General features: G+C 35.2%; 18 protein-coding genes. 8 read left to right on the top strand and 10 right to left on the bottom strand.

What is annotated here, in order from left to right:
• Positions 1-118: 118 nt before the first annotated feature.
• The 3 genes from V4538_08315 to V4538_08305 form a co-directional block, all read right to left on the bottom strand.
• A complete protein-coding gene (locus tag V4538_08315) occupies positions 119-2,404 on the bottom strand; it encodes a zinc-dependent metalloprotease (GenBank protein ID MES2381030.1) in 2,286 nt (761 codons plus the stop codon).
• A gap of 80 nt (positions 2,405-2,484) precedes the next feature.
• The gene (locus V4538_08310; protein MES2381029.1) at positions 2,485-2,982 is read right to left on the bottom strand and encodes a metallophosphoesterase family protein; all 498 of its coding nucleotides are present in this window, start codon (positions 2,980-2,982) and stop codon (positions 2,485-2,487) included.
• Between the two features lie 10 nt (positions 2,983-2,992).
• Positions 2,993-3,538, bottom strand: coding sequence for a hypothetical protein (locus V4538_08305; GenBank protein MES2381028.1), 546 nt, complete (start codon positions 3,536-3,538; stop codon positions 2,993-2,995).
• 202 nt (positions 3,539-3,740) lie between these two features.
• On the opposite strand from V4538_08305, the gene dcd reads away from it, so the two are divergent.
• Positions 3,741-4,277, top strand: a complete 537-nt coding sequence (dcd, locus tag V4538_08300) for a dCTP deaminase (protein ID MES2381027.1) — start codon at positions 3,741-3,743, stop codon at positions 4,275-4,277.
• Between the two features lie 11 nt (positions 4,278-4,288).
• Here dcd and V4538_08295 read toward each other — a convergent pair whose 3' ends face one another.
• From V4538_08295 to V4538_08280, 4 genes are all read right to left on the bottom strand, one after another.
• On the bottom strand, positions 4,289-5,956 hold the full coding sequence (locus V4538_08295) for a S8 family serine peptidase (GenBank protein ID MES2381026.1): 1,668 nt from the start codon (positions 5,954-5,956) through the stop codon (positions 4,289-4,291).
• Positions 5,953-6,633 carry a hypothetical protein gene (locus V4538_08290; GenBank protein MES2381025.1) on the bottom strand — a complete coding sequence of 227 codons (681 nt, stop codon included), beginning with the start codon at positions 6,631-6,633 and terminating at the stop codon, positions 5,953-5,955. The genes V4538_08295 and V4538_08290 overlap by 4 nt, the downstream gene beginning before the upstream one ends.
• A gap of 103 nt (positions 6,634-6,736) precedes the next feature.
• Complete coding sequence (gene mnmA, locus V4538_08285) at positions 6,737-7,837, bottom strand: tRNA 2-thiouridine(34) synthase MnmA (protein MES2381024.1); 1,101 nt, start codon at positions 7,835-7,837, stop codon at positions 6,737-6,739.
• Positions 7,838-7,927: 90 nt separating this feature from the next.
• On the bottom strand, positions 7,928-8,815 hold the full coding sequence (locus tag V4538_08280; GenBank protein MES2381023.1) for a universal stress protein: 888 nt from the start codon (positions 8,813-8,815) through the stop codon (positions 7,928-7,930).
• Between the two features lie 268 nt (positions 8,816-9,083).
• On the opposite strand from V4538_08280, the gene V4538_08275 reads away from it, so the two are divergent.
• Together V4538_08275 and V4538_08270 are read left to right on the top strand one after the other, a co-directional pair.
• Positions 9,084-10,943 (top strand): gliding motility-associated C-terminal domain-containing protein, encoded by a 1,860-nt coding sequence (locus V4538_08275; protein ID MES2381022.1) that lies wholly within the window; start codon positions 9,084-9,086, stop codon positions 10,941-10,943.
• A 91-nt stretch (positions 10,944-11,034) separates the two neighbouring features.
• The gene (locus V4538_08270; GenBank protein MES2381021.1) at positions 11,035-12,021 is read left to right on the top strand and encodes a zinc dependent phospholipase C family protein; all 987 of its coding nucleotides are present in this window, start codon (positions 11,035-11,037) and stop codon (positions 12,019-12,021) included.
• A 42-nt stretch (positions 12,022-12,063) separates the two neighbouring features.
• Here the strand turns inward: V4538_08270 and V4538_08265 are convergent, their stop codons facing one another.
• Both V4538_08265 and smpB read right to left on the bottom strand, forming a co-directional pair.
• Positions 12,064-12,852 carry an SDR family oxidoreductase gene (locus tag V4538_08265; protein ID MES2381020.1) on the bottom strand — a complete coding sequence of 263 codons (789 nt, stop codon included), beginning with the start codon at positions 12,850-12,852 and terminating at the stop codon, positions 12,064-12,066.
• Between the two features lie 19 nt (positions 12,853-12,871).
• Entirely contained in the window at positions 12,872-13,333 is a 462-nt protein-coding gene (smpB, locus tag V4538_08260; protein ID MES2381019.1) for an SsrA-binding protein SmpB, read from the bottom strand.
• Positions 13,334-13,535: 202 nt separating this feature from the next.
• On the opposite strand from smpB, the gene V4538_08255 reads away from it, so the two are divergent.
• The 5 genes from V4538_08255 (at position 13,536) to V4538_08235 (ending at position 20,491) form a co-directional block, all read left to right on the top strand.
• Positions 13,536-14,186, top strand: a complete 651-nt coding sequence (locus V4538_08255; protein ID MES2381018.1) for an ABC transporter ATP-binding protein — start codon at positions 13,536-13,538, stop codon at positions 14,184-14,186.
• Positions 14,187-14,195: 9 nt separating this feature from the next.
• Positions 14,196-16,115 carry an ATP-dependent DNA helicase RecQ gene (locus V4538_08250; GenBank protein MES2381017.1) on the top strand — a complete coding sequence of 640 codons (1,920 nt, stop codon included), beginning with the start codon at positions 14,196-14,198 and terminating at the stop codon, positions 16,113-16,115.
• A 50-nt stretch (positions 16,116-16,165) separates the two neighbouring features.
• Positions 16,166-17,227 (top strand): glycosyltransferase, encoded by a 1,062-nt coding sequence (locus V4538_08245; GenBank protein ID MES2381016.1) that lies wholly within the window; start codon positions 16,166-16,168, stop codon positions 17,225-17,227.
• A 180-nt stretch (positions 17,228-17,407) separates the two neighbouring features.
• Entirely contained in the window at positions 17,408-18,487 is a 1,080-nt protein-coding gene (locus tag V4538_08240) for a hypothetical protein (GenBank protein ID MES2381015.1), read from the top strand.
• Positions 18,488-20,491 (top strand): BatA domain-containing protein, encoded by a 2,004-nt coding sequence (locus tag V4538_08235; protein ID MES2381014.1) that lies wholly within the window; start codon positions 18,488-18,490, stop codon positions 20,489-20,491. It begins immediately after the preceding gene.
• 101 nt (positions 20,492-20,592) lie between these two features.
• Here the strand turns inward: V4538_08235 and V4538_08230 are convergent, their stop codons facing one another.
• Positions 20,593-22,422: an alpha-amylase family glycosyl hydrolase gene (locus V4538_08230; GenBank protein ID MES2381013.1), complete on the bottom strand. Its 1,830-nt coding sequence runs from the start codon at positions 22,420-22,422 to the stop codon at positions 20,593-20,595.
• Positions 22,423-22,472 lie beyond the last annotated feature (50 nt).

Below are 22,472 nucleotides of genomic sequence, written 5' to 3'. Positions count from 1 at the left end.
TCTGCGAAAGTAAGGCTACGGATTATTTCTCACAAATTTTTTTTCACTTTTAAGCAATAAAAAACCCCAACCTTTAATAGTCAGGGTTTTTTATTTAAATAGTTTTTTATTTTTCTATTTAGTTAACCATAATTTTCTTTACAAAACTTTGGTTTCCTAATTCAACTCTTACAAAATAAATACCGTTAGTTAATCCTAAAGTGTTTTTATCAAGTACTGCAGTATGGTTACCTGCTTGTTGTTTACCCTCTTGCACAGTACCTAAGTCTCTTCCTAAAATATCAATTACTGAAATTTTCACTTCGTTAGCTGTAGTTAAATCGTAGCTTAATTCAGTACTAGTACTAAATGGATTTGGAGCTATATTAAAATTAATAGCTTCTGCTAAATCTTTAATACCTAAAGATCCGCTGGCACTTACTCTTACATCATCTAAGAAAAATGTAGCCCCACCTTTTCTAAGTAAAGTAATTTTAAAGCGCACATTAGCTTGTTTAGGAGCCACTAAGCTTACTTCACGCCATTTGCTTTTATCAGTTGGAACAAAACCAATGGTGTAATCCAATCTGGTAGTACCCGTAGTTGAAATATTAGTTCCCAAAGAAGGAATACCTGTTCCTGTCATTTGCGTCCAAGTAGTTCCGCAGTTAGTAGATGAGTATACTCTTAATTCATCTGCCGAAGTAGCAGAGCCAGGACCTGTAGTTAAAGCAGTAGCAAAAGCAAAATTAAAAGTAGGATTAGTTGCTGCTGATAAATTAAATGATGGAGAAATGAAATTTTGCTCAAATCCGCTAGAAGGAACTTGATTAAATGGATCATCTTCTAATTTCATACTGGCTATTCCCCCATTGTATGATACACCTGGTTGTCTAACCCATTTTGATCTACCATTTTCTGAAACAAAACTCCAGCCTTGTTCTTGCCAGTTATTTTGGTATTCCCAATCAGCAAAGTTTAATGTTGCATTGTTAGCTACATTGTTAGCTACATTTACATAATTAACGTAAGTAGTATCAACGGTTCCTCCGTTAGTAGTAATACTTAGTTTTACATTATATACACCTGGGTTCGCATAAACAACGTTACCAGGGTTTGCAGCTGTTGATGTAGCAGGAGTACCTCCGTCAAAAGTCCAGTTATAGGCTGTTGCTGTTCCATTATAAGTATTGTTACTGAATGTAACAGCATTTCCGGCACAGATATTATTTACATTTGAATAAATACTTGGTATTGCTGATGTCGTTAGACAGAAGTTAGCAGGAGAAGAATCGCTAACACCTATTCTTAACAAATTTTCTTCATCCCACAATTGGCTTCTATAATTTTCTAAGCAAAAATGAACACGTGCTTTTTGTTGTAAAGTAAACATATTGCTTGCGCATGAACCAATAAAATAATCCATAAAATTTTCTTGCATATCAGGCAATTCTAATGCTTCGCCAAATTTAGTTAAGTCAACATTACTAATAAAGGTAGTACCTCCTTCTGGAATATATCTGTAATCTTTACCACCACATGAATTGTAAGTAGGGTTACCACATTCGTTTCTCAAAGGATATGAGCTGGTCGGTCTAAAAAAAGTTTTTGGGGTATCAAATACGCCATCACCTTCTGAATCGCAAGTATCTGAATCTTGAAATGGGTGGTATAAACCTAACCAATGGCCTGCTTCATGGGTAGTGGTAGTTACATTTGGTGTTTGACCTGGTAATGATTTTTCAATATTTCCAAATTCGTTATAAATAACCATTACACCATCAGTTGCTGCTGATAAAGCACCTGCAGCAAAAGGAAATTGAGCATAACCCGCTACACCTATTCCACTACCTCTATTGATTGATCTTACAACCCACATATTAAAATAACGCTTGGTATCCCAAACACTTTTTGTTTTTAATACATCATCGCCATTATCAGAAAGTGGTGTATAAACACGAACTATACCATTGGTACAATTGCCTTTCGGATCTTTTTTAGCTAATCTAAACTCAACCTCCATATCAGCAGCTATGTCTTTAAAAATTTCTCTGCGTTTATTGGTATCGCTATTTAAATTTCTGAAACTTTTGTTTAATTGAGCTATTTCACTTTTAATTTGAGCATCGGAAATGTTTTCAATTGATGAAGTACCTGAATGAAAAACATGCACCACAACAGGAATAATATATTTTTTAGCGGCTGCTTTACCCATTGATTTTGTGTTTTTGTAATCATTAGGGTTATAGCTTTGAGCTGCTACTTTCCAGTTTTGCTCAAACTGTGCCTTTTTAGCTGCTAAAGCAGGATCGGCTTTTAAATTGGCTTGTAAATGCTCATCTGTACCACAAACATGTACTTTTTGTTGAGCAAAGGTGTTTAGGCTTAATGCCAAAATTGAAATTGTATAAAAAAGTTTTTTCATTCTCTAATACTTGTAAATAGGTTAGCAAAATAATAAAATTAATAACTATGTCAATAGCAAAACTTAAAGGGTTGCGTGACTTAGTATTTTTTAGCTTGTTCCCAAACTTCTAAATCAAACAATTTGCCCCGCTCTATTTTTAACCTTACAGCGGTGCAAACTTTATGAAAGCCATGATTACCAGCGGCACCGGGGTTTATATGCAGTAAATTATATTCCTTATCGCGTATTACTTTCAAAATATGTGAATGCCCGCAAATCATTATGTCAATTTTTTGTTTCTGAACAATTTGTTTAAACTTTGGGCTATATTTTAAAGGGTATCCTCCAATATGAAGCATACAAACTGTTAATCCCTGCTCTTCAAAAATAAGTATTTCGGGCATTCTTACCCTTAAATCGGTTCCATCAATATTACCCCAGACAGTTTTTAAGGGTTTAAATTGCTCAACCTTGTCAAAAGTAGCAACATCTCCCCAATCGCCCGCATGCCATAACTCATCACAATGCTCAAAAAATTTATATAAATTAGGGTTAAAAAAACCGTGTGTATCTGAAAAAATGCCTATTTGCTTCATTATGCTGCCCCTACTCGCCTTTTCCTTTTTCTCCTACAAAATTATTGTGAGGGTACTTAAACAAAATATTGAATGAGGTTAAGGAGCCATAAATTTTAGTAATATACTGTTGCATATTTACTTTGTCTTCATCGGTTAATTTATCGTGGGCATTAATTCTTTGCTCTAAAACCCTCAACCTATCACGTAACATTACAATTTTGTGAAAAAAGCTGTCAATAGGAATTTCTTTGGCTTGTTGGGTTTTATCGGCAGGGTAAAAAACCATTTTACCACCTTGCCATTTATTGTGTAAAAATACTTCCTCTTGCACATCTGTCCATCTGCGCAATATGCCAATAAGTGTTTTCTCTATTTCCGCACTGCTAATTAAATCTTCCGGTGGCTCCACCGCTTCTATTATTTCCAAACTATGGTTAGTGCGCGAAATTTCTTTTGCCCCTTCAGCTACAAAAGTTATATAATAGGTATTGGGTTTTACATTAATTACTACGCCATCACCATAATCGTGGTGTTTAACTCTGCTACCTATACCAAGGTTTTGTGCATTTGTCATATATTTTAAAATTAGTTGTTTAAATTATTGCTGTACTTTTAAGCCGCTATTTGTCCTTTTCTAAATAATATGGACCGGTATTATTTTAACCCATAAAAATTTTGGTCAAAATTTTTAATAGCTAATTGTTGATTGATAGTGGGCAAAGTAAATAAGATTTTATTTTTTATTGCACTTTAATAAAAAATTATTTCAACGCAAAATGATACTTTCTGACAAACGAATACTTGAAGAAATTGAGAATGGTAATATTTTAATAGAACCATTTAAAAAGGAGTGTTTAGGAACTAATAGTTATGATGTTCACTTAGGACGTTATTTGGCTTGTTACAAGGACCGCGTTTTAGATGCACGCGAACACAATAAAATAGACGTATTTGAAATTCCGGTAGAGGGTTTTGTGTTGCAGCCTAATACTTTGTATTTGGGTGTAACTGCAGAATATACTGAAACACATCGCCAAGTACCTTTTTTAGAAGGTAAATCAAGTACCGGACGTTTAGGAATTGATATACACGCAACAGCCGGAAAAGGTGATGTTGGTTTTTGCAATACCTGGACACTGGAAATTTCGTCAACGCAACCTGTACGCATATACGCAGGTATGCCTATTGGTCAGTTAATTTATTTTGAAGTAGCTGGCGAAATTGATATTATGTACAATACTAAAAAAGGAGCTAAATACAATAAACGTACAGTTAAACCTGTTGAAAGTATGATGTGGAAGAATAAGTTTTAATTACTTTACTTCTACAGTTTCTCAAACCTTTTTATAAGAAAAACTCCTGCATTGGTTTTTATTTTCAAAATATAAACCCCTTGTTGGAGTTTTTTTGTTTTTATAACTGCAAAACGGTTTATGCCTTCTTGTATTTTTTCTTTCTGCCTGCTAATTATTTTTTCATCGCCTGATTGAATTTCTATTTCAATTTCTACTTTTTGATCTGAGCTACTAAACACAACAGCATGGTAATTACTATCGGCTAAGGGTCTGAAATCAAGTAAAGTATCGCGTGTATAATCAGCTAGTATTTCATAGGCCAATAAAGCATCAACTATACCGTAGCCTAAGTATTTATTATGGTCGTAATATTGATCGGCACTGAGTATAAATGCTTGTTTAATAGCATGTGGGTTTTTATTGGGATAGGCCTCCATTAAGCAAGCTGATAAACCGGTAATAATAGGTGTTGAGTAGGAAGTACCATTGCCTTTACTTACCTTACCCATTGCATTCACCAATTGTACTTTTTCGCCCAGAGCGGTTACCTCCGGTTTTTGGTTTTTTCCTTTGCTAAATCCAACCGAACTAAAAGTGGTTACTGTTTTTTGTGCATCACAAGCGGCTACTGTAATTACGCTATCGGCATCGGCAGGTGTACTTACTTTTTCCCATATTTTATCGCCTTCGTTACCTGCACTTACTACTACCAATATGCCTTTGCTTACAGCTATGTTTGCAGCTTGTGCTATGAGCGTTTTATTACCTGAAAACTCCTTGTATTTATGTCCTAATTTTTCATCATCAAAAACGGTATAACCCAACGATGAATTAATAATATCAACCCCTAAACTATCAGCCAACTCCGCGGCTTTAGCCCAATAATATTCTTCAATAGGCAGTTCTGAATCTTCTACTTCCGTTTCAAATAAAACCAATTTAGCTTCAGGTGCAGCTCCCATATACCTGTAAGGTGCATTGGCAGCTATACATCCGGCTACGCTCAAACCATGTTCTTCCTGATTGCTGGCAAAAACACTTTCATCGCTGTTAACTAAGTTATAAGTAGCTATAATATTTTGTTGGTTAAAATAAGGCGAGCGCTGCATATTTTTAAAACCGGCATCAAATACCGCCACATATTTACCAGCTCCTTTCAATTGCTTTTTATGAAGTTGGTCTATATTATTTAATGCTAATTGAAAATTAGAAAAACCATTGATGGATGATGAATCTATCAATTCATTCTTATCAAATTTTTGCGCTAATAAGTTAACTCTTTCGGTTAAATCTATTTCCTTTTCTTTCTCTGCAATCTGTTCGCTTGCTATTAACTGAATGCTTTTTATAAAGGGTAATTTATTAATAGAATCTATATTGTTTGTAGTGGAGCTAACTATTATTCCATTAAACCATTTTAAAGTGTGTTGCAACACAAATCCTTTACTCAATACTTGTGCTATATATGCTTCATTAATGGGTAAGTCCTGTATGGTTATAACAGGTAAATTAAACTTTAGCCTGCGGTCAATAGACTTTTGCGAAATAAACTGCAATGGGTTTAATGTGCTAAAGGTAGTACTGGTATTAAGGTCAGCAGTGTCTTTATTACCGAACGAAATAAAATAACTTGTTTGTTGTGCGTTTGCTAATAAACTTAACAATGAAAAGAAAAGGACCGCGATGTGTTGCTTCATTCAATTATACCAATCAATTTTTGGCGTATATCGTAACCTGACCTACGCTCCTTGCCATCTATATATTGTGTTTCTATATTTTTATTTTGTACATAAACCAAACCTCTGTTAAACTGATAAATGCTTTGCTTATTTGTTTCTAAAATAAAATCGCTGTTAAAGGTTTCTGTTATTTGTAATGTATTAATAAAGGTGGTATCTGCTAGTATAAAATCGGAATTTAAAGCATCTACTTTTGAGTTAATACGCCCTAAGGAGTTAAACAAATTACCGTTCCAGACAAATGCTGCTTTAATGGGTAAAATGGCTTTTAGTAACTCTACATTGTTTTCAGTGGCTATTAAATAACTACCGTTGCGTTTGTAAAAGTAATTTTGAATTTCAATAAAATTACCGGTAGTGTCATACTTTGCCATACGCTTAATACGCCACGTTTGTATGCCGCTGTTATCTAAAAAACTTTCTACAAATTGAGTTTTCAACTGAAAGCTGAACGTATCTATACTGTTGTTATTATCGTTGTAAGCAATACTATCAACTGCATATAAGTACTGTTTAACACTATCAATAGGAAAATACTCAATACCCTGGTTATTTTGCCCGGGTATCGGGTCGCTTTCTTTCCGACATGAAACTACAATAAAAAATAAAATAAGTATGCTTGCTATTGGCTTCATTGTTTTACAAATAAATATAATTTTCTATAATAAATAGAAGCCTTGTTACCGGCTTATGCTAAACATAACGTTCGTGTTATAAAAATAGTGAATGTAAAATCAACTATACATCAAAACTCGACTGAATCCAACCGCCTCCTATTACATCGTTGCCATCGTAAAAAACAGCACTTTGTCCTGGTGCTATTGCTTTTACATGGTTATTAAATATAACTTTCATTCTATTGCCTTCTTGTTCAATAGTGGCAATACTGCCCGGGTCTTTGTAACGTATTTTTGTTAATGACTCCATTGGATTGACCAATGTTTCAAACTTGCCCATATTTACGTTTCTAACCCACATACCTTTTTGTTGTAACTCTTCTTCTTTACCTAACACTACGGTATTGGTTTCGGGCATAATGTTTAATACAAACATGGGTTCGCCTAAAGCTATTTCCAATCCTTTGCGTTGCCCAACGGTATAAAACGGATAACCTCTGTGTTTGCCCAATACTTTTCCATCGGCAGTAACAAAGTTACCTCCTTCTACGCGTTGCTCTAATCCATCTACTTTGCGCTTTAAAAAACCTCTGTAGTCATTATCGGGCACAAAGCATATTTCATAGCTTTCGCTTTTATTGGCTAGTTCTTGGTAACCCATGTCTATAGCCATTTGCCTTATTTCAGTTTTGCGAAAACCACCTAAAGGAAAACGGGTTTTAGCTAAGCTTTCTTGTGTTAAACCCCATAAAACATACGATTGATCTTTATTATCATCCAAACCTTTACTGATAACGTAACGGTTATTTTCATGACGAACTTGGGCATAATGGCCTGTAGCTATAAATTCGCAATCAAGCATATCGGCTCTTTTAATCAATGCCTCCCATTTAATATGGGTATTGCACAAAACACAAGGATTGGGTGTTCTGCCTGCTAAATATTCATCAACAAAATTATCTATTACAAAATCGCCAAATTCATCACGAATATCCAGTATCATGTGGTGGATGCCATGCTTAACGGCTATCGTCCTGGCATCGTTAATACTATCAAGGCTGCAGCAGCCTGTTTCTTTTTTGGAACCTCCACTATTCTGATAGTCCCAGGTTTTCATGGTTACTCCTACTACTTCGTAACCTTCTTCGCGCAGCATAACTGCCGCAACAGTACTGTCTAAGCCGCCACTCATGGCAACTAAAATTTTTCCGTGTTTACTCATTTTTCAAAACATTTCAGGGTTCATAGCCCTGTTGATTGATTATTATTTAAGGATAATTCTAAAGCTTATCCCTTGCTTTTATCTATAAAGTTAAATTACAAATTCAGATTTAAATCCACTTCTGCTCGGATTAACACACATTACCGGTACTGTACCTTCGGCATTCACTATACGTTGTGCATAGGTATCAATTAAGTACTCGGTAAAGTCTTTATCTTCTGACTGGGTCATAATCATAATTAAATCGGCTTGCGAGTACTCTGCATATTTTAAAGACTCTACAGCAAAATCTGATACTGACTCGTCTACTTCTTTTACGGTGTATTCAATGCCGTTCTCTACAAAAATGTTTTCAACTTGGCGTAAGTTGGCTACCATTTTATTATTTAAAAACTCATCGCTGTCCTTATTGTATATAATATGGATAATAGCATTGTACGATTTGGCTAAGTGAATAGCCATTTTTACTTTTTGTTTTGACTGAATTGATAAATCAAGCGGGAATACTATATTTTTATAAGCATTTGGCCATTTTTGTGATTTAACTACAATAACCGGTACGGTACTGTAATTTATTACACGGCTTGCATTGCTTCCAATAATACGTGCAGCTCCACTGGCACCATGTGTGCCCATTATAATACAATCGCAACCATATTCGGTAGCTGTTTCTACCACTGTTTTGTAAATACGCCCAACCCTCACTTCTGTTTTACAAACAACTCCGTATTTTTCATTGGTTTGTTTGGCTAACTCTTCCAACTCTGGCAAGTATTGTTCACGTGCCATTTGTGTTTTATCGTCACTGTTACTTCCAAATTTAAAAATAGTAGTAATTAAATATTCTTCAACAATATAAAGCAACACTAATTCATTATCGAAATGTTTGGCTACTTGTGCAGCATGGTCTAATGCGTTTAAGCTAATTTCGCTAAAATCAACAGGAACCAGCATAATATTTTTTTTCTTTTCAGTCATAAAAAGTTAAAATAAATTAAATTAATGCTGCAAATGTAGGCATTTAAACCATATAAATTAATGATTAAACTACACTAAACTATTCAATTAATACAAAAATTTGCGAACTGTTATATTACTTCATGAGTAATTGCTATGTATTATTCTACTATAACTTGAGTAATTACCAATGATAATGCCCTTATATTATGTTAAAATTAAGTTTATCTTTTGTCATCTTTGGCACAGAGGAAGCCTTATTCATAAATAAATCATAATTTCGTTTGCAATGCCCCCTTTTGTAACTAAACAAGCTCTACTATTGGTGTTGTTTTTATTGGCAACGGTAAAACTAATGGCTACGCATGTGGTCGGGGGCGACATCACTTACAAGCATATAACCAATGACAGTTTTGAAATTACATTGACGCTTTATATTGACTGTATTAACGGAAATGCAACTGCTATAAGACAAGATACGAATGCCATGATTGGTGTTTTTGACACTATCGGTAATCTTCAATACGGATATTTAAAATATAGGGGCTTGCCCCAGCGAATTAACTCTGTAAACTATAATTGTGTGCAACCACCCAGTAATGCTTGCGTTGACAAATACATTTATACTTATTTTGCACGGCTACCTTACATTAACGGAGGATATATTTTAACCTACCAGCGCTGTTGCAGAAATAATAGTATTACCAATATTGTAAATCCAGGACAAACGGGGGCTACTTATTGGGCTTATGTTCCTGATACGGTACAAACCAAAGGCTATAATTCGTCTGCTATATTTAAAACCGTTCCGCCTAATTTTTTGTGTAATAACCGCGATTTTATTTACGACCATTCTGCTACTGATGCGGATGGCGATTCTTTAGCATATGAATTATATACGCCCTATATTGGAGCTGACCAGGTTAACAATTTACCCAGACCACCCAGCAACCCACCTTATACGGGTGTAATATGGCAAGCTCCTTATGATGTAAATAACATGATGAATGGATTGCCAGAGCTGGCCATAAATGCCAAAACGGGTTTATTAACGGTAAAACCACGTAATGTAGGGCAATATGTAGTGGGTATTTTAACTAAGGAGTTCAGAAAAGGCAAGCTCATTAACTTATCGCGCAGGGATTTTCAGTTTAATGTGTTGCTGTGCCAGTTTAATTTGGTTACTTCATTTACCAATAATATAAAAACTTGCAGCGATACAGTAACTTTTGTAAATAAAAGTATGGGTGCTACTGACTATTTATGGGATTTTGGCATTGCCAATTCAACCACCGATACAAGCACTTTAAAAGAACCTACTTTTATTTTCCCAAAGAAGGGAAGCTATAACGTAAAACTAAAAATAGGGAATGCCAATTGCACGGATAGCACTACTGCTATTGTAAATATTTTAAGCGATACCATTCGCTTTGCTGGTAACGATACTGTTATTTGTAAAGGTTCATCGATAGTATTAGGTGTTTTTGATACCACTCAGTATAAATATATCTGGCGCCCAAGTTTGTTTTTAAACGATTCAACGCTGGCTCAACCCAAAAGTACGCCAACGCAAAATATACAATATATAGCCACGCGTAAAAGTGAATATTGCACCAATACGGATACTATAAATATTCAGGTAAACGAGGTGAATGCCTATTTTACTACCACCCTGGAAAGTAATTGTACTGATGCTACGCTTTTTATTGACTCTATAAAACCTTATAAATATTTAGACTGGTTTTTAAATAACAGTGCTATTGAATTCAATAATTTACATGCACACAAATTGCCTTTTCACACCCCTTATGCTATTCAGTTAATAGCCAACGATAGTTTTTGCAGCGATACTTTGGTAAAAGATTTTATTCCTACCCAAACAGATTCTATTATTTTAATACCCAATATTTTTACACCTAATGGCGATAGTAAGAACGATTGTTTTCAAATACGTGGCATTCATTTGGGAAATGAATGTACTTCGCTCATTATATACAATAGATGGGGGCATGTAATGTTTGATTCTTCGAAAGATGGAATATGCTGGGATGGAACTTATGAAGGTAACAAAGCCCTGACTGGTGTTTACTTTTATATTTTAAAATACCGCGATAAAGATTACCACGGAACCATTACTTTGCTTTATTAGATTAAGTTATCTTTAAATAACTTAAATTACGCTAAGACATGCTACAAATACTATTCAAAACTTTATTTTGCCTGCATTAAATGTAGTATCAATGAAAAAAGTGTGCCTGGCTTTATTATGTGTTTTTATATACTTACCCCATCATGTTTCGGCTTGGGGATTTTATGGACATAAAATGGTAAACCGTTTAGCGGTTTATAGTCTGCCGCCTGAAATGTTTGCTTTTTACAAAGCCAATATTGATTACTTAACAGAAAACGCAGTCAACCCTGATAAACGCAGGTATAGCGATACATCGGAGGCTTGCCGCCATTATATTGACTTGGACCATTACGAAAAAACATTGCCTATTGATACTGTTCCAATTCGTTGGAATGATGCGGTGAAAAAATTGACTAAGGATACGTTACTGGCATACGGTATTGTGCCCTGGCATATTCAAATTATGCTGGAACGACTAACCACTGCTTTTAAAGAAAAGGACATGGATAGAATTTTGTTTTTGTCGGCTGATATTGGACATTATATAGCCGATGCGCATGTTCCATTACACGCCTCTGAAAACTATAACGGGCAATTGACGGGGCAACACGGCATACATGGTTTTTGGGAAAGCCGTTTGCCTGAAATGTTTAGTGCAGGGTACGACTTATGGGTGGGTAAATGTTATTATATAAGCAATCCTTTGCAATATGCGTGGCAAGCCAGTATAAGCAGTTTTGCAGCCATTGACACGGTACTTTCGTTTGAGAAAAAATTAAGCAGCAGTTTTGATGCTACTAAAAAATATACTATTGAATTTAAAGGTTCGTCACAAGTAAAAACGTATTCGAAGGAATATGCTACAGCTTACAATGAAATGCTTAACGGGCAAGTGGAAAGACGTTTAAAAGAAAGTATTTTAAGTGTAAGTAATATTTGGTACACGGCCTGGGTTAATGCAGGCCAACCAGACTTAAACGAACTGGTAAAAGGTAATAAAACGACCAAACCTAATGATGAGCAATTGAAAGAAAACATTGCTAATGAACAAAAATTACTGAACGAGCAACGCATGATTGGAAGGGATGAAAAATAGTTGATAAAGCTAAACCGCATTTACCAACCATTTCATTTTGTATTATAAATTTCCTGTTCTTCCTCCATCCACAGGCATGTTTATTCCTGTAATGTATGAGGCATATTCACTGGCTAAAAAGGTAGCTGCGTACGCCACTTCATCTGGCTCGCCAAAACGTTTCATTGGTATTTCATTCATCATTTCCTGACTTACTGCATCTGTTGAATGTTGTTGCTTTTGGGCTTTGTTATCAATAATTTGTTTTAACCTGTCAGTAGCAGTAGCTCCTGGCAATATATTGTTAACGGTAATTTGAAAAGGGGCTAATTCATTGGCCAAAGTTTTACTGTAATTGGCCATTGCTCCTCTTATGGTATTACTTACTCCCAAACCTTTTAAAGGTATTTTCACACTGGTAGAAATAATATTGATGATACGGCCATAACCTGCTTGTTTCATACCAGGGAATAAACTTTGCACCAAATGGTGACTGCTTAAAATATGGGTATTAAATGCATTTAAAAACTCTTCTTCTTTTGCATCAATAGCTAAACCTGCAGCAGGCCCACCACTGTTATTAACCAAAATATGGTATATATGGTGTTTTTGTGCCTGCACCTCAATGGCTTCTTTTACTTCTTGTGGTTGCGAGAAATCAGCTACTAAAAAATCGTGGGTTTGACCAAGGCTGGTATCTAAATCCCTCACTATACTTTTAAGTAATTCGCCATTGCGTGCCATTAGAGTAACATTGGCTCCGCACTTAGCCATTTGCATAGCTATAGCGTAACCAATTCCTTTGGTACTTCCGCACACCAATGCATTTTTATTTAATAATGAAATATTCATGTTTTTGTTTCTGTCGTATTTAATCTTCGTGTCTGCGCATGTTACGGTCTACATCGCGCTCTTTAATGGTTTCGCGTTTATCAAATGCTTTTTTTCCTTGCCCCAAAGCAATTTCTAATTTTATAAATCCGTTTTCCGCTTCAAATAATTTAGTGGGTACAATGGCAAAACCTTTTTCCTCTCCCCTTGTCTTTAATTTTTTAAGCTCTATTTTTTTAAGCAGCAATTTTCGGGTAGCTAAAGGCTCATGGGCTTTAAAGCTACTTTGCTTAAAGGCACCAATATTCATGTTTTTAATATACAGTTCATTGTCCTTATAAAAACAAAAAGCATCGCTAATGGATGCATTGCCTGCCTTAATGGATTTTACTTCGGTGCCAGATAATACCATACCAGCAGTATATTTGGTCAATAACTGGTACTCAAAACTTGCTTTTTTATTTAAGATGTTTATTTTTTTGTATGCCTGTTGTTTACTCATGGTAAGCGTACAAAGTAAGTTGAAAAATATAATTATACAAAAACGGATATGCTCCAAGTGATTCTGTACAATTGGTTTTGTTTGTATGCGATTGCAATAAACACTTAAAAAAGAATTAGTAATGCACTAAATAATGGAGTAGTTTTTTATTGGTTTGAAAAAAGGAAAGGTAATAACAGATAAATATTTTTAATTTGCCCGTATGATTAAAGCCGAAAATATTTGTAAAAGTTACGATGATTTGCAAATACTAAAAGGGATAAACCTTCATATTCACGCAGGCGAAGTAGTTTCTATTGTGGGGCCGAGTGGTGCAGGAAAAACAACTTTACTACAAATTATTGGCACTTTAGACAAAGCCAATACAGGCAAACTACTCATAAACAATCAGGAGCTAAATACTTTAAACGACAAAAAACTATCGGCTTTTAGAAATAAAAATATTGGTTTTATTTTCCAGTTTCACCAACTGCTTCCTGAATTTACTGCTTTTGAAAACGTAATGATGCCTGCCTGGATAGGTAAAACCAATGAAAGTGAAGCCAAAAATAAAGCCATAGAGTTATTTAACTATTTAGGTATAAAAGACAGAATGAGCCACAAACCCAGCGAACTGAGTGGTGGAGAACAACAACGCGTAGCTGTTGCCAGGGCTATTATTAACAATCCAGCTGTTTTATTGGCTGATGAACCAAGTGGTAATCTGGATTCACAAAGTGCAGCTTCGTTACACGATTTGTTTTTTGATTTGCGCAATCAATTTAACCAAACCATAGTAATAGTAACACACAACGAAGAGTTAGCGCAGCGTTGCGATAGAAAACTGCAAATGAAAGACGGAATAATCATTTAATACCTAAAAATGACCACTCCTTTAAAAACACCTGTTGAAGTTTTAAAACATTACTGGGGTTATAATAAATTCCGCCCTTTACAGGCTGATATTATTCAGGCGGTATTGGAAGGAAAAGATACGCTTGCATTATTGCCAACTGGTGGTGGTAAATCATTGTGTTTTCAAGTTCCCGCTATGGTAAAACCTGGGTTGTGTTTGGTTATTTCGCCACTGATTGCTTTAATGAAGGATCAGGTAGAAAACCTGAGTCAAAGAGGCATTAAAGCCAAAGCCATATACAGTGGATTAAGTTATAGAGAAATTAGCTTGATACTCAACAATGCCATATTGGATGAGGAAATGAAGTTTTTATATTTATCGCCTGAGCGATTAAATACGGAACTTTTCTTAAACAATTTACCTCACTTACCTATTAATTTATTAGCCATAGACGAAGCCCATTGCATTAGCCAATGGGGGCACGATTTCAGGCCTGAATACCGACAAATTGCGGCTATTAGAAAACTAATTCCTCAGGTAAACACCATTGCTTTAACAGCTACTGCAACGCAAAGTGTAATTGCCGATATTCAAACACAATTGGCTTTAGACAATGCAGCTATTTTCAGTAAAAGCTTTGAGCGAAAAAACTTACAATACTTAGTAAGGCAAACCGAAAACAAAGCGGCTAAACTATTGAGTGTATTTAACAATAGCCAGGGCAGTGGTTTGGTGTATGTACGCAACCGCAAGCAAACGGAAGAGATTGCCCAGTTTTTAAACAAAAACAATATTAACGCTGACTTTTACCATGCAGGATTAAAAGGAGAGTTACGCAGCCAAAAACAAAGCTTTTGGATTCAGAACAAAACCAGAATAATGGTTTGTACCAATGCTTTCGGTATGGGTATAGATAAGCCCGATTGCAGAACAGTTGTGCATTACGAAATGCCTGATTGTATAGAGGCTTATTATCAGGAAGCAGGGCGTGCGGGCAGAGATGAAAAAACAGCCTATTGTGTATTGCTGCACGATGCCAGTGACGACATTAACGCGAAGAAAAAAATTGGTGTTAATTACCCTGACATTAATGAAATAAGTTTAACCTACCAGGCCATTTGTGATTATTTGCAAGTACCTGTAAATACAAAGCCTGAGCGGAGCTTTAATTTTGATATTGCCAGCTTTGTAAAACGTTATAATTTTGATGCTTTTAAAACCTATAGCTGTTTAAAAATACTGGAGCAATCCAATTTAATATTGCTATCGGAAGCATTTTACGAACCCTCTAAAATAAAATTTATTTGTAACCATGAGGAGCTTTATAAGTTTCAGGTAGCTAATGAAAATTTTGATGGTGTTATTAAGTTATTGCTACGCACGTATGGTGGTTTGTTTGATAACTATTTGCGTATAAACGAACAAGAACTGGCCAACAGAATAAAACAACCTATAGCCATTATTTATAAATATTTAGAACGTTTACATAAGCTGGAAATAATAGATTATGTAAAGGCAAATGAAATAGCTCAATTGAGTTTTACCATAACGAGACAGGATACACAATACTTAAGTTTGGATAAAAAATATTTAGCAGAACGCAAGCAAACGTATATTGAAAAAATGCAGGCTATGATAGCCTATGCCAATCCTTCGGCTATTTGCCGCAGCAGACAATTACTGGAATACTTTAACGATTACAGCGCTAATGATTGTGGCTATTGCGATGTGTGTATTGATAATAAAAAAGCCCACGAAAAAACAACACTATCACAACAAATAGAGCAGGAAATAATTAGCATTGTGCAACAACAGCCTATTAGCTCGGTAGACCTTTTTGAGAAAATGAGCACAGACGATATGCGAATTTTTACAATAGTTTTAAGGCTTTTGTTAGATAATAATATATTGCGCTACGATAGCGCTTACCTACTGCATTGCAACTAAAAAAGAAAATACTATTATGTGTAACTAATGACATTAGTTACGATCAGCGCATGCAACGTATATGTGAAAGTTTGTTCCGCGCAGGTTATGAGGTTGAATTAATTGGCCGATTATTACCTAACTCCAAGCCTATTGATAATGCTTTTCCTTTTAAAACAACACGCTTAAAATGCATCATTAACAAAGGGAAACTATTTTACATAGAGTATAATATCCGTTTGTTGCTTTACCTTGTTAAACAAAATTTTGATGCTATATGTGCAGTAGATTTTGATACTTTACTGGCAGCAAAAAAAGCTGTTGAATTACATAATAAAATACTGGTGTTTGATGCTCATGAGCATTTTACCGAAGTACCCGAAGTAACCAATAGACCTTTTACCAAATGGGTTTGGCATAAGCTGGGTAAGCTAATGGTTCCGTATGCTAAACTATGTTATACGGTTGGACCTCAACTGGCAAGCATTCTGTCAAAAACATACCACAATAACTTTCAATTTATTATGAATGTGCCTGCTGTTACTAAACAAACAAGCGAGCCCGTTAATAGTGCTGAAAATTTTGCGGCCTCACCAAAAATAATTTTATACCAAGGTGCTTTAAATGAAAGCCGTGGACTGGAACAAAGTATTTTAGCCATGCACCAAATAACCAATGCACAATTATTGATTGCAGGTGAAGGTGATTTGAGTAACACGTTAAGAGAACTGGTACAAACAGAAAAACTAAGTGAGAAGGTTATTTTCCTGGGTTATTTAAACCCGACTGAACTAAAAAAACACACCCAAAAAGCAGCCATAGGTTTAAACTTATTGGAGCCTGTTGGTTTGAGTTATTACTACTCCTTAGCCAATAAATATTTTGATTATATGCAGGCAGGTGTGCCTTGTGTTTGCGCCAATTTTCCTGAGTACCAACACATCAACCAGCAATATGCTTGCAGTGTTTTAACTGATTGCGAGGTAACAGCTATTGCTTCTGCTATCAATAATTTGCTGAACAATTGGGAACAGTACGAACAACTGAGTAAAAACTGTTTAAAAGCAAGTGAGGCTTTTAACTGGGCTATTGAAGAGCAAAAGCTCATTGATTATTACCGTCAGGTAATATAGTTGGCAAGGCTTAGGCCTTTGTACTTACGGCCGTTAAACTATTTTTTTGCCATTTAAATTATTACTAAACACATATAGCATAAATTATATATTTTTGACTACTTTACTCGTACTGTTATTAAAAGCAAAAAAATACATATCGTTTCTTTCGACATTCCATCACCGCCCAATTATGGTGGTGTGATTGATGTATTTTACAAAATAAAAAGTTTGTTTGAATTGGGCTACCAGATAACTTTACATTGCTATGAGTATAACGACCGAGAAATAACCAAAGAGTTAAACAAATATTGTTTCAGAATAAAAACCTATACCCGCAGTGTTCTATTAATTAATCCATTTAAAATACATTACCCCATGATTGTTTTTACCCGAAACAGTCGGATGCTTTTACATGAACTATCATACGACAATGCACCCATTTTATTTGAAGGACTGCATACTACTTATTTTATAAAACACCCTAAACTAAAACATAGAATTAAGCTGGTACGCACACACAATATTGAACACCACTATTACCAAGCTTTAGCCAGTAACGAAAAAAACATTTTTAAGAAAGTATATTTTTACCTGGAAGCAAAAGCGTTAAGCAGGTATGAAAAAGCGCTTCGTTATGCGCAAGGTATTTTAGCTATTTCAGCTAATGATTTAACGTATTTACAAAACAAATACGAGCACGTCAATTTAATCAATGCTTTTCATGGATTTGAATGGAAGTTGAATGCGGAAAGCAAAACATACGCTTTATACCATGGTAAATTAAGTGTAAACGAAAATGAAAATGCTGCACAATATTTAATTAAAAAGGTATTCAGTAAAACAGATACGGAGTTAATTATAGCGGGTTATAAACCCAGCCACCAATTAAAAAAATTAGTAGCGCAACACCCCAATATTACTTTAATTGAAAACCCTGACGAAAAACAAATGCAGCAGTTAATTATGCAGGCACATATGCATATTTTACCTACTTTTCAATCAACAGGTATTAAGCTTAAACTATTACATGTATTGCTCAATGGCAAACATATAATATGCAACCAGAAAATGGTTGAAGGTACGGGTTTAGCAGAGTTTATTCACTTAGCTGATTCGGCAGAAAGTATGTTGCAAGCCATTGATAAATTAAAGCATATTGCCTTTAATGAAGAAGATTATGCCAAAAGAAAAAATGCATTACAAGCGCCATTTAGTAACAAACTAAATGCACAAAAAATTGATTCTATTATTCAACAACTAGTAAGCCAAAAAGTATAAATGTTATTTGCCTATCCGAGTTTTTTATTTGCATTAAGTGCTTTAATTATACCCATTATTATACACCTGTTTCAGTTACGCAGGTATAAAAAAGTAGTGTTTAGTGATATCAGGTTTTTAAAACAAATTACGGAACAAAACCAAAAGCAACGCAATATTAAAGACTGGATTATATTGGCTGCCCGCTGTCTGGCTATTGCCTGTTTGGTACTGGCTTTTGCCAAACCTTTTATTCCGTTTAATAAAATAAACCCTGTTGCCAATAAGGATAAAGCCATTAGCATATTTGTTGACAACAGCTTTAGCATGAGCCAGCAAAATAACGAAGGCCAGCTGCTGGAAGTAGCTAAAAACAAAGCCAAAGAAATTGCTTCCTTTTACCATGACAACGATAACTTTCAATTGCTGAGCAATGATTTTGAAGGTAAACACCAACAACAGGTAAACAAAAAAGATTTTATGCAATTGGTTGATGAATTAAGCATTTCGAACCAAAGTAAAAACATTAACCAGATTATTGCCAAACAAAAGCAACAGTTTGAGAACAACGCAGGCAGCAATAAAATTGCTTACATAGTAAGTGATTTACAACAAAACCAGTTTGAAAACTTAAACGAAATTGACTCAACTATTCAAACCACCTTTATACAAATAAAACCCAACCAAAATAACAATATCAGTATTGATTCGGCATGGGTGGAGCAACCGCTTATATTGCCTAATACACCTACTAACTTGTTTGTTAAAATAAGTAATTATGGTAAACTGGATATTACTGATGTACCGCTTACCTTTAAAATAGATGGCGTGCAAAAAGGAATAGCAAACGTAAGCTGCAAAGCAAATACAAACCATACTATTCAACTGCAGTTTAGCTTAAACGATGTGCAATACCATCAGGCTGAATTAAGCGTATTGGATAACCCTGTTATTTTTGACGATAAGTTATTTTTAAGCTTAAAAGCATTTGGCAATAAAAATGTGTTAGCTATTAACAGCAACAGTAGCATTCAAAATGTATTTTCCATTGATAAAAACTATACGCTTATTAACAACACGGAGAAAGCCATTGATTATAGCCAGTTTAATCAAGCCTCATTAATTATTGTAAATGAAGTGAGTAATATGCCTACCGGCTTTCAAAACGAATTGCAGAAATACTTGAATGATGGTGGCGTTGTATTGTTTATTCCATCAAGCAATGCGGGTAATTTAGCACAGACAAATGCTTTTTTGCAGCAATTAAATGCACCTGTATACGGACCTAAAACCACACAAAATATAAAGGTAACACGTATTAATATGTTTGATGATGTATTTAAAAATGTATTCAGCAAAATACCGGAGCAAGCTAACTGGCCAACGCTTACCAACTTTTACCCTTTACAGATTACCAGTAATATTAAAGGGTATGCAGTAGCTACTTTAAATAACGATATGCCTTTTATTTTTAAATCGAAATACGGTAAAGGTTATATGTATACCATGAGTACTCCTTTGCAAAACGAATGGAGTAATTTTACGAGCCATGCTTTGTTTGTGCCTTTTATGTTACGCTTACCTTTGGTTAATAAACAAAGTGCAGGTTTATACTACAATATTGGTAAACCTTTTAGTTATGTGTTTGATAAGAACACGAATAGTAAAGTGGTGTATGTAAAAAACAATAAAGAAGAAATAGCTTTTGATATTAATAACAATACGAGCCATAGCAGCATCACTATTGACAATATAAAACATGCGGGTAATTACATCCTCATGGATCAGAATAAAAAGGAGCAATTGGGTGCGGTTTCATTTAACACCAACCGCAATGAGAGTGACTTAAGCATTGCCAATATGGATACTAAAAACAATATGGCGCTGCTACAAACCAATGAGCTGTTAAAGCACCAGAAACAAATTGATTTGGCTTACAACGGAACACAACTTTGGCGTTGGTTTTTACTGGCCGCGTTTCTGTTTATTGTAATAGAACTCTTATTGCTAAAATGGAAAGTGTAATGAATGAAGTGGGAGCTTGAGCGGAGCCGAAAGCTCGAGTTTTCGGCTACGCTCAAACTCCTTCCTATTCGCTCAAACTCCCATTAGCTTATGCAAATGGATTATAGTTTTATAAACTTCAATGCTTGGCCATTGTTTAGTTTTATAAAATACACCCCTGCTACAAGGTTTTCTATATCAATAGTACTTGTTTGATTAGCTGCCAATACATTGTTATAAACCTCTTGTCCTAGTTGGTTGGTAATGCTTACCTGTATGCTTTTATCAGTACTCAAGGCACTTACATATATTTGGTTATTGGCAGGATTAGGGAATACTGAAATCTGGTTGGCTACCGCTTCATCTATACCTACATTATCGCCTAACAACAGTATTTTGGTTTGATATGGATTGAGTGTAAGCGAGCTCACCAATGAACCACTTACATTAAATGTTTCCATGCTATTTGACAATAAATCCCTAGCGGCATAAGTTCTGTTAGGAATACTGCTACTGGCTAAACTAATGGTTAAATTATTGATCACCTTATTGCTGGTATTAATTAACACGACAATTTTCTGGTTGGCTGATTGCCTTACAAATGAAAATACGGAAGTATCGGTAGCTATGCTGTTTTGAAAAGTACCAATGGTTAAAGCTTCGTTTTTATTACGGGCATTGATTAATCTTTTGTAGTGACTTAATATGGAAGCATTGTTGGTTTGCATGGTTGCTACATTGTAAGTGGTGTAGTTTGTATTAACCGCACGCCAAGGTGAAACATTGCTAAACCCTGCATTGGCTGTATTACTCCACTGCATAGGTTTGCGTATATCCTCATCGGGTTTGGCTCCTTTCATGGCTATTTCTTCGCCATAATACAAATAAGGCACACCCGGTAAAGTTAAATACATACTGGCTGCTGTTTTTAATTTATTATCATCTCCAGCCAGTTCATCAAACACACGGTTCTGGTCGTGGTTGGTTAAAAAAGTGCCAAACTCATTTTGCAATAAATTATCGTAACTATATTTAGCCGCATCTCTTACACTTACGGTGTTGCCTGCTTTTACACTACTTAAAATAGAACCGGCTAAATCAAACTCAAAACAATAACTTAACTTACTATTATAATTTTTAACAGTACTACTGTTTGTCCAAACCTCCCCTACCAGCATTACATTCGGGTTGATGGTTTTGCAATAGGTATTAAAGTCTAACCAAAACTGGTAAGTTTCGGGCTGGTTCATTAAGCTGTTTCCGTTCTCATATAAATACATAGCAGCATCCAGTCTGAAACCGTCAATGCCTATGGAGTCTAACCAAAAATGAGCGGCATCATAAATACTGTCTTTTACGGGTTGGTAGTTATAATTTAAATCGGGCATTTCGCTCCAGAACAAAGCATAATAATTGCTACCTGATTTGCTGTACCAAACATCTTGCCCCCACGGACCTTTGTAAGTTGGCTTGGTATCGCTCCAGCGGTAAAAGTTTCTGTAAAAAGGGTCGTTAGCGGCTGACTTCACAAACCATGGATGTTGCGATGAAGTATGGTTGATCACAAAATCTATGACTACTTTTATGCCTTTGTTATGTGCGGCAGTTACCATGTTTTTAAAATCGGCTATGGTGCCATATTGCGGGCTTACTGCTTTGTAATTGGTTACATCATATCCGTGGTAACTTGGCGATGCGGTTATGGGCATTAACCAAATGCCTTTTATACCTAAATCGGTTGTGGTAATGGAATCGCCATCGTTTAAATAATTGAGCTTGGCTGTAATGCCATTAAAATCGCCAATGCCATTGCCATCACTATCGTAAAAACTACGGGTAAACAATTCGTAAAACACGGATTGGTTCCACCAGTTATTAGCAGGTTGCGCCCATAGTGCAACAGGACTGCTTAATAAAATAAAGAGGGCCATTTTTGCTAAACTATTTTTCATAGTACGATAATACTACAAAAAATAATCATTCAATTGTTTTGGAAGCTTAA

The sequence above is a fragment of the Bacteroidota bacterium genome, assembly GCA_040388375.1.
Lineage (GTDB): Bacteria > Bacteroidota > Bacteroidia > UKL13-3 > UKL13-3 > JAAFJM01.
This window is presented reverse-complemented; position numbering and strand designations above follow the sequence as displayed.

Bases quoted from the DNA above. Each gene is read 5' to 3' on its own strand.
- V4538_08315 (MES2381030.1), bottom strand. From the start codon at position 2,404: ATGAAAAAACTTTTTTATACAATTTCAATTTTGGCATTAAGCCTAAAC.
- V4538_08305 (MES2381028.1), bottom strand. From the start codon at position 3,538: ATGACAAATGCACAAAACCTTGGTATAGGTAGCAGAGTTAAACACCAC.
- V4538_08275 (MES2381022.1), top strand. From the start codon at position 9,084: ATGCCCCCTTTTGTAACTAAACAAGCTCTACTATTGGTGTTGTTTTTA.
- V4538_08290 (MES2381025.1), bottom strand. From the start codon at position 6,633: ATGAAGCCAATAGCAAGCATACTTATTTTATTTTTTATTGTAGTTTCA.
- V4538_08310 (MES2381029.1), bottom strand. From the start codon at position 2,982: ATGAAGCAAATAGGCATTTTTTCAGATACACACGGTTTTTTTAACCCT.
- V4538_08265 (MES2381020.1), bottom strand. From the start codon at position 12,852: ATGAATATTTCATTATTAAATAAAAATGCATTGGTGTGCGGAAGTACC.
- V4538_08235 (MES2381014.1), top strand. From the start codon at position 18,488: ATGTTATTTGCCTATCCGAGTTTTTTATTTGCATTAAGTGCTTTAATT.
- V4538_08270 (MES2381021.1), top strand. From the start codon at position 11,035: ATGAAAAAAGTGTGCCTGGCTTTATTATGTGTTTTTATATACTTACCC.
- V4538_08250 (MES2381017.1), top strand. From the start codon at position 14,196: ATGACCACTCCTTTAAAAACACCTGTTGAAGTTTTAAAACATTACTGG.
- V4538_08295 (MES2381026.1), bottom strand. From the start codon at position 5,956: ATGAAGCAACACATCGCGGTCCTTTTCTTTTCATTGTTAAGTTTATTA.
- V4538_08255 (MES2381018.1), top strand. From the start codon at position 13,536: ATGATTAAAGCCGAAAATATTTGTAAAAGTTACGATGATTTGCAAATA.
- V4538_08230 (MES2381013.1), bottom strand. From the start codon at position 22,422: ATGAAAAATAGTTTAGCAAAAATGGCCCTCTTTATTTTATTAAGCAGT.
- dcd (MES2381027.1), top strand. From the start codon at position 3,741: ATGATACTTTCTGACAAACGAATACTTGAAGAAATTGAGAATGGTAAT.
- V4538_08280 (MES2381023.1), bottom strand. From the start codon at position 8,815: ATGACTGAAAAGAAAAAAAATATTATGCTGGTTCCTGTTGATTTTAGC.
- V4538_08245 (MES2381016.1), top strand. From the start codon at position 16,166: ATGCAACGTATATGTGAAAGTTTGTTCCGCGCAGGTTATGAGGTTGAA.
- smpB (MES2381019.1), bottom strand. From the start codon at position 13,333: ATGAGTAAACAACAGGCATACAAAAAAATAAACATCTTAAATAAAAAA.
- mnmA (MES2381024.1), bottom strand. From the start codon at position 7,837: ATGAGTAAACACGGAAAAATTTTAGTTGCCATGAGTGGCGGCTTAGAC.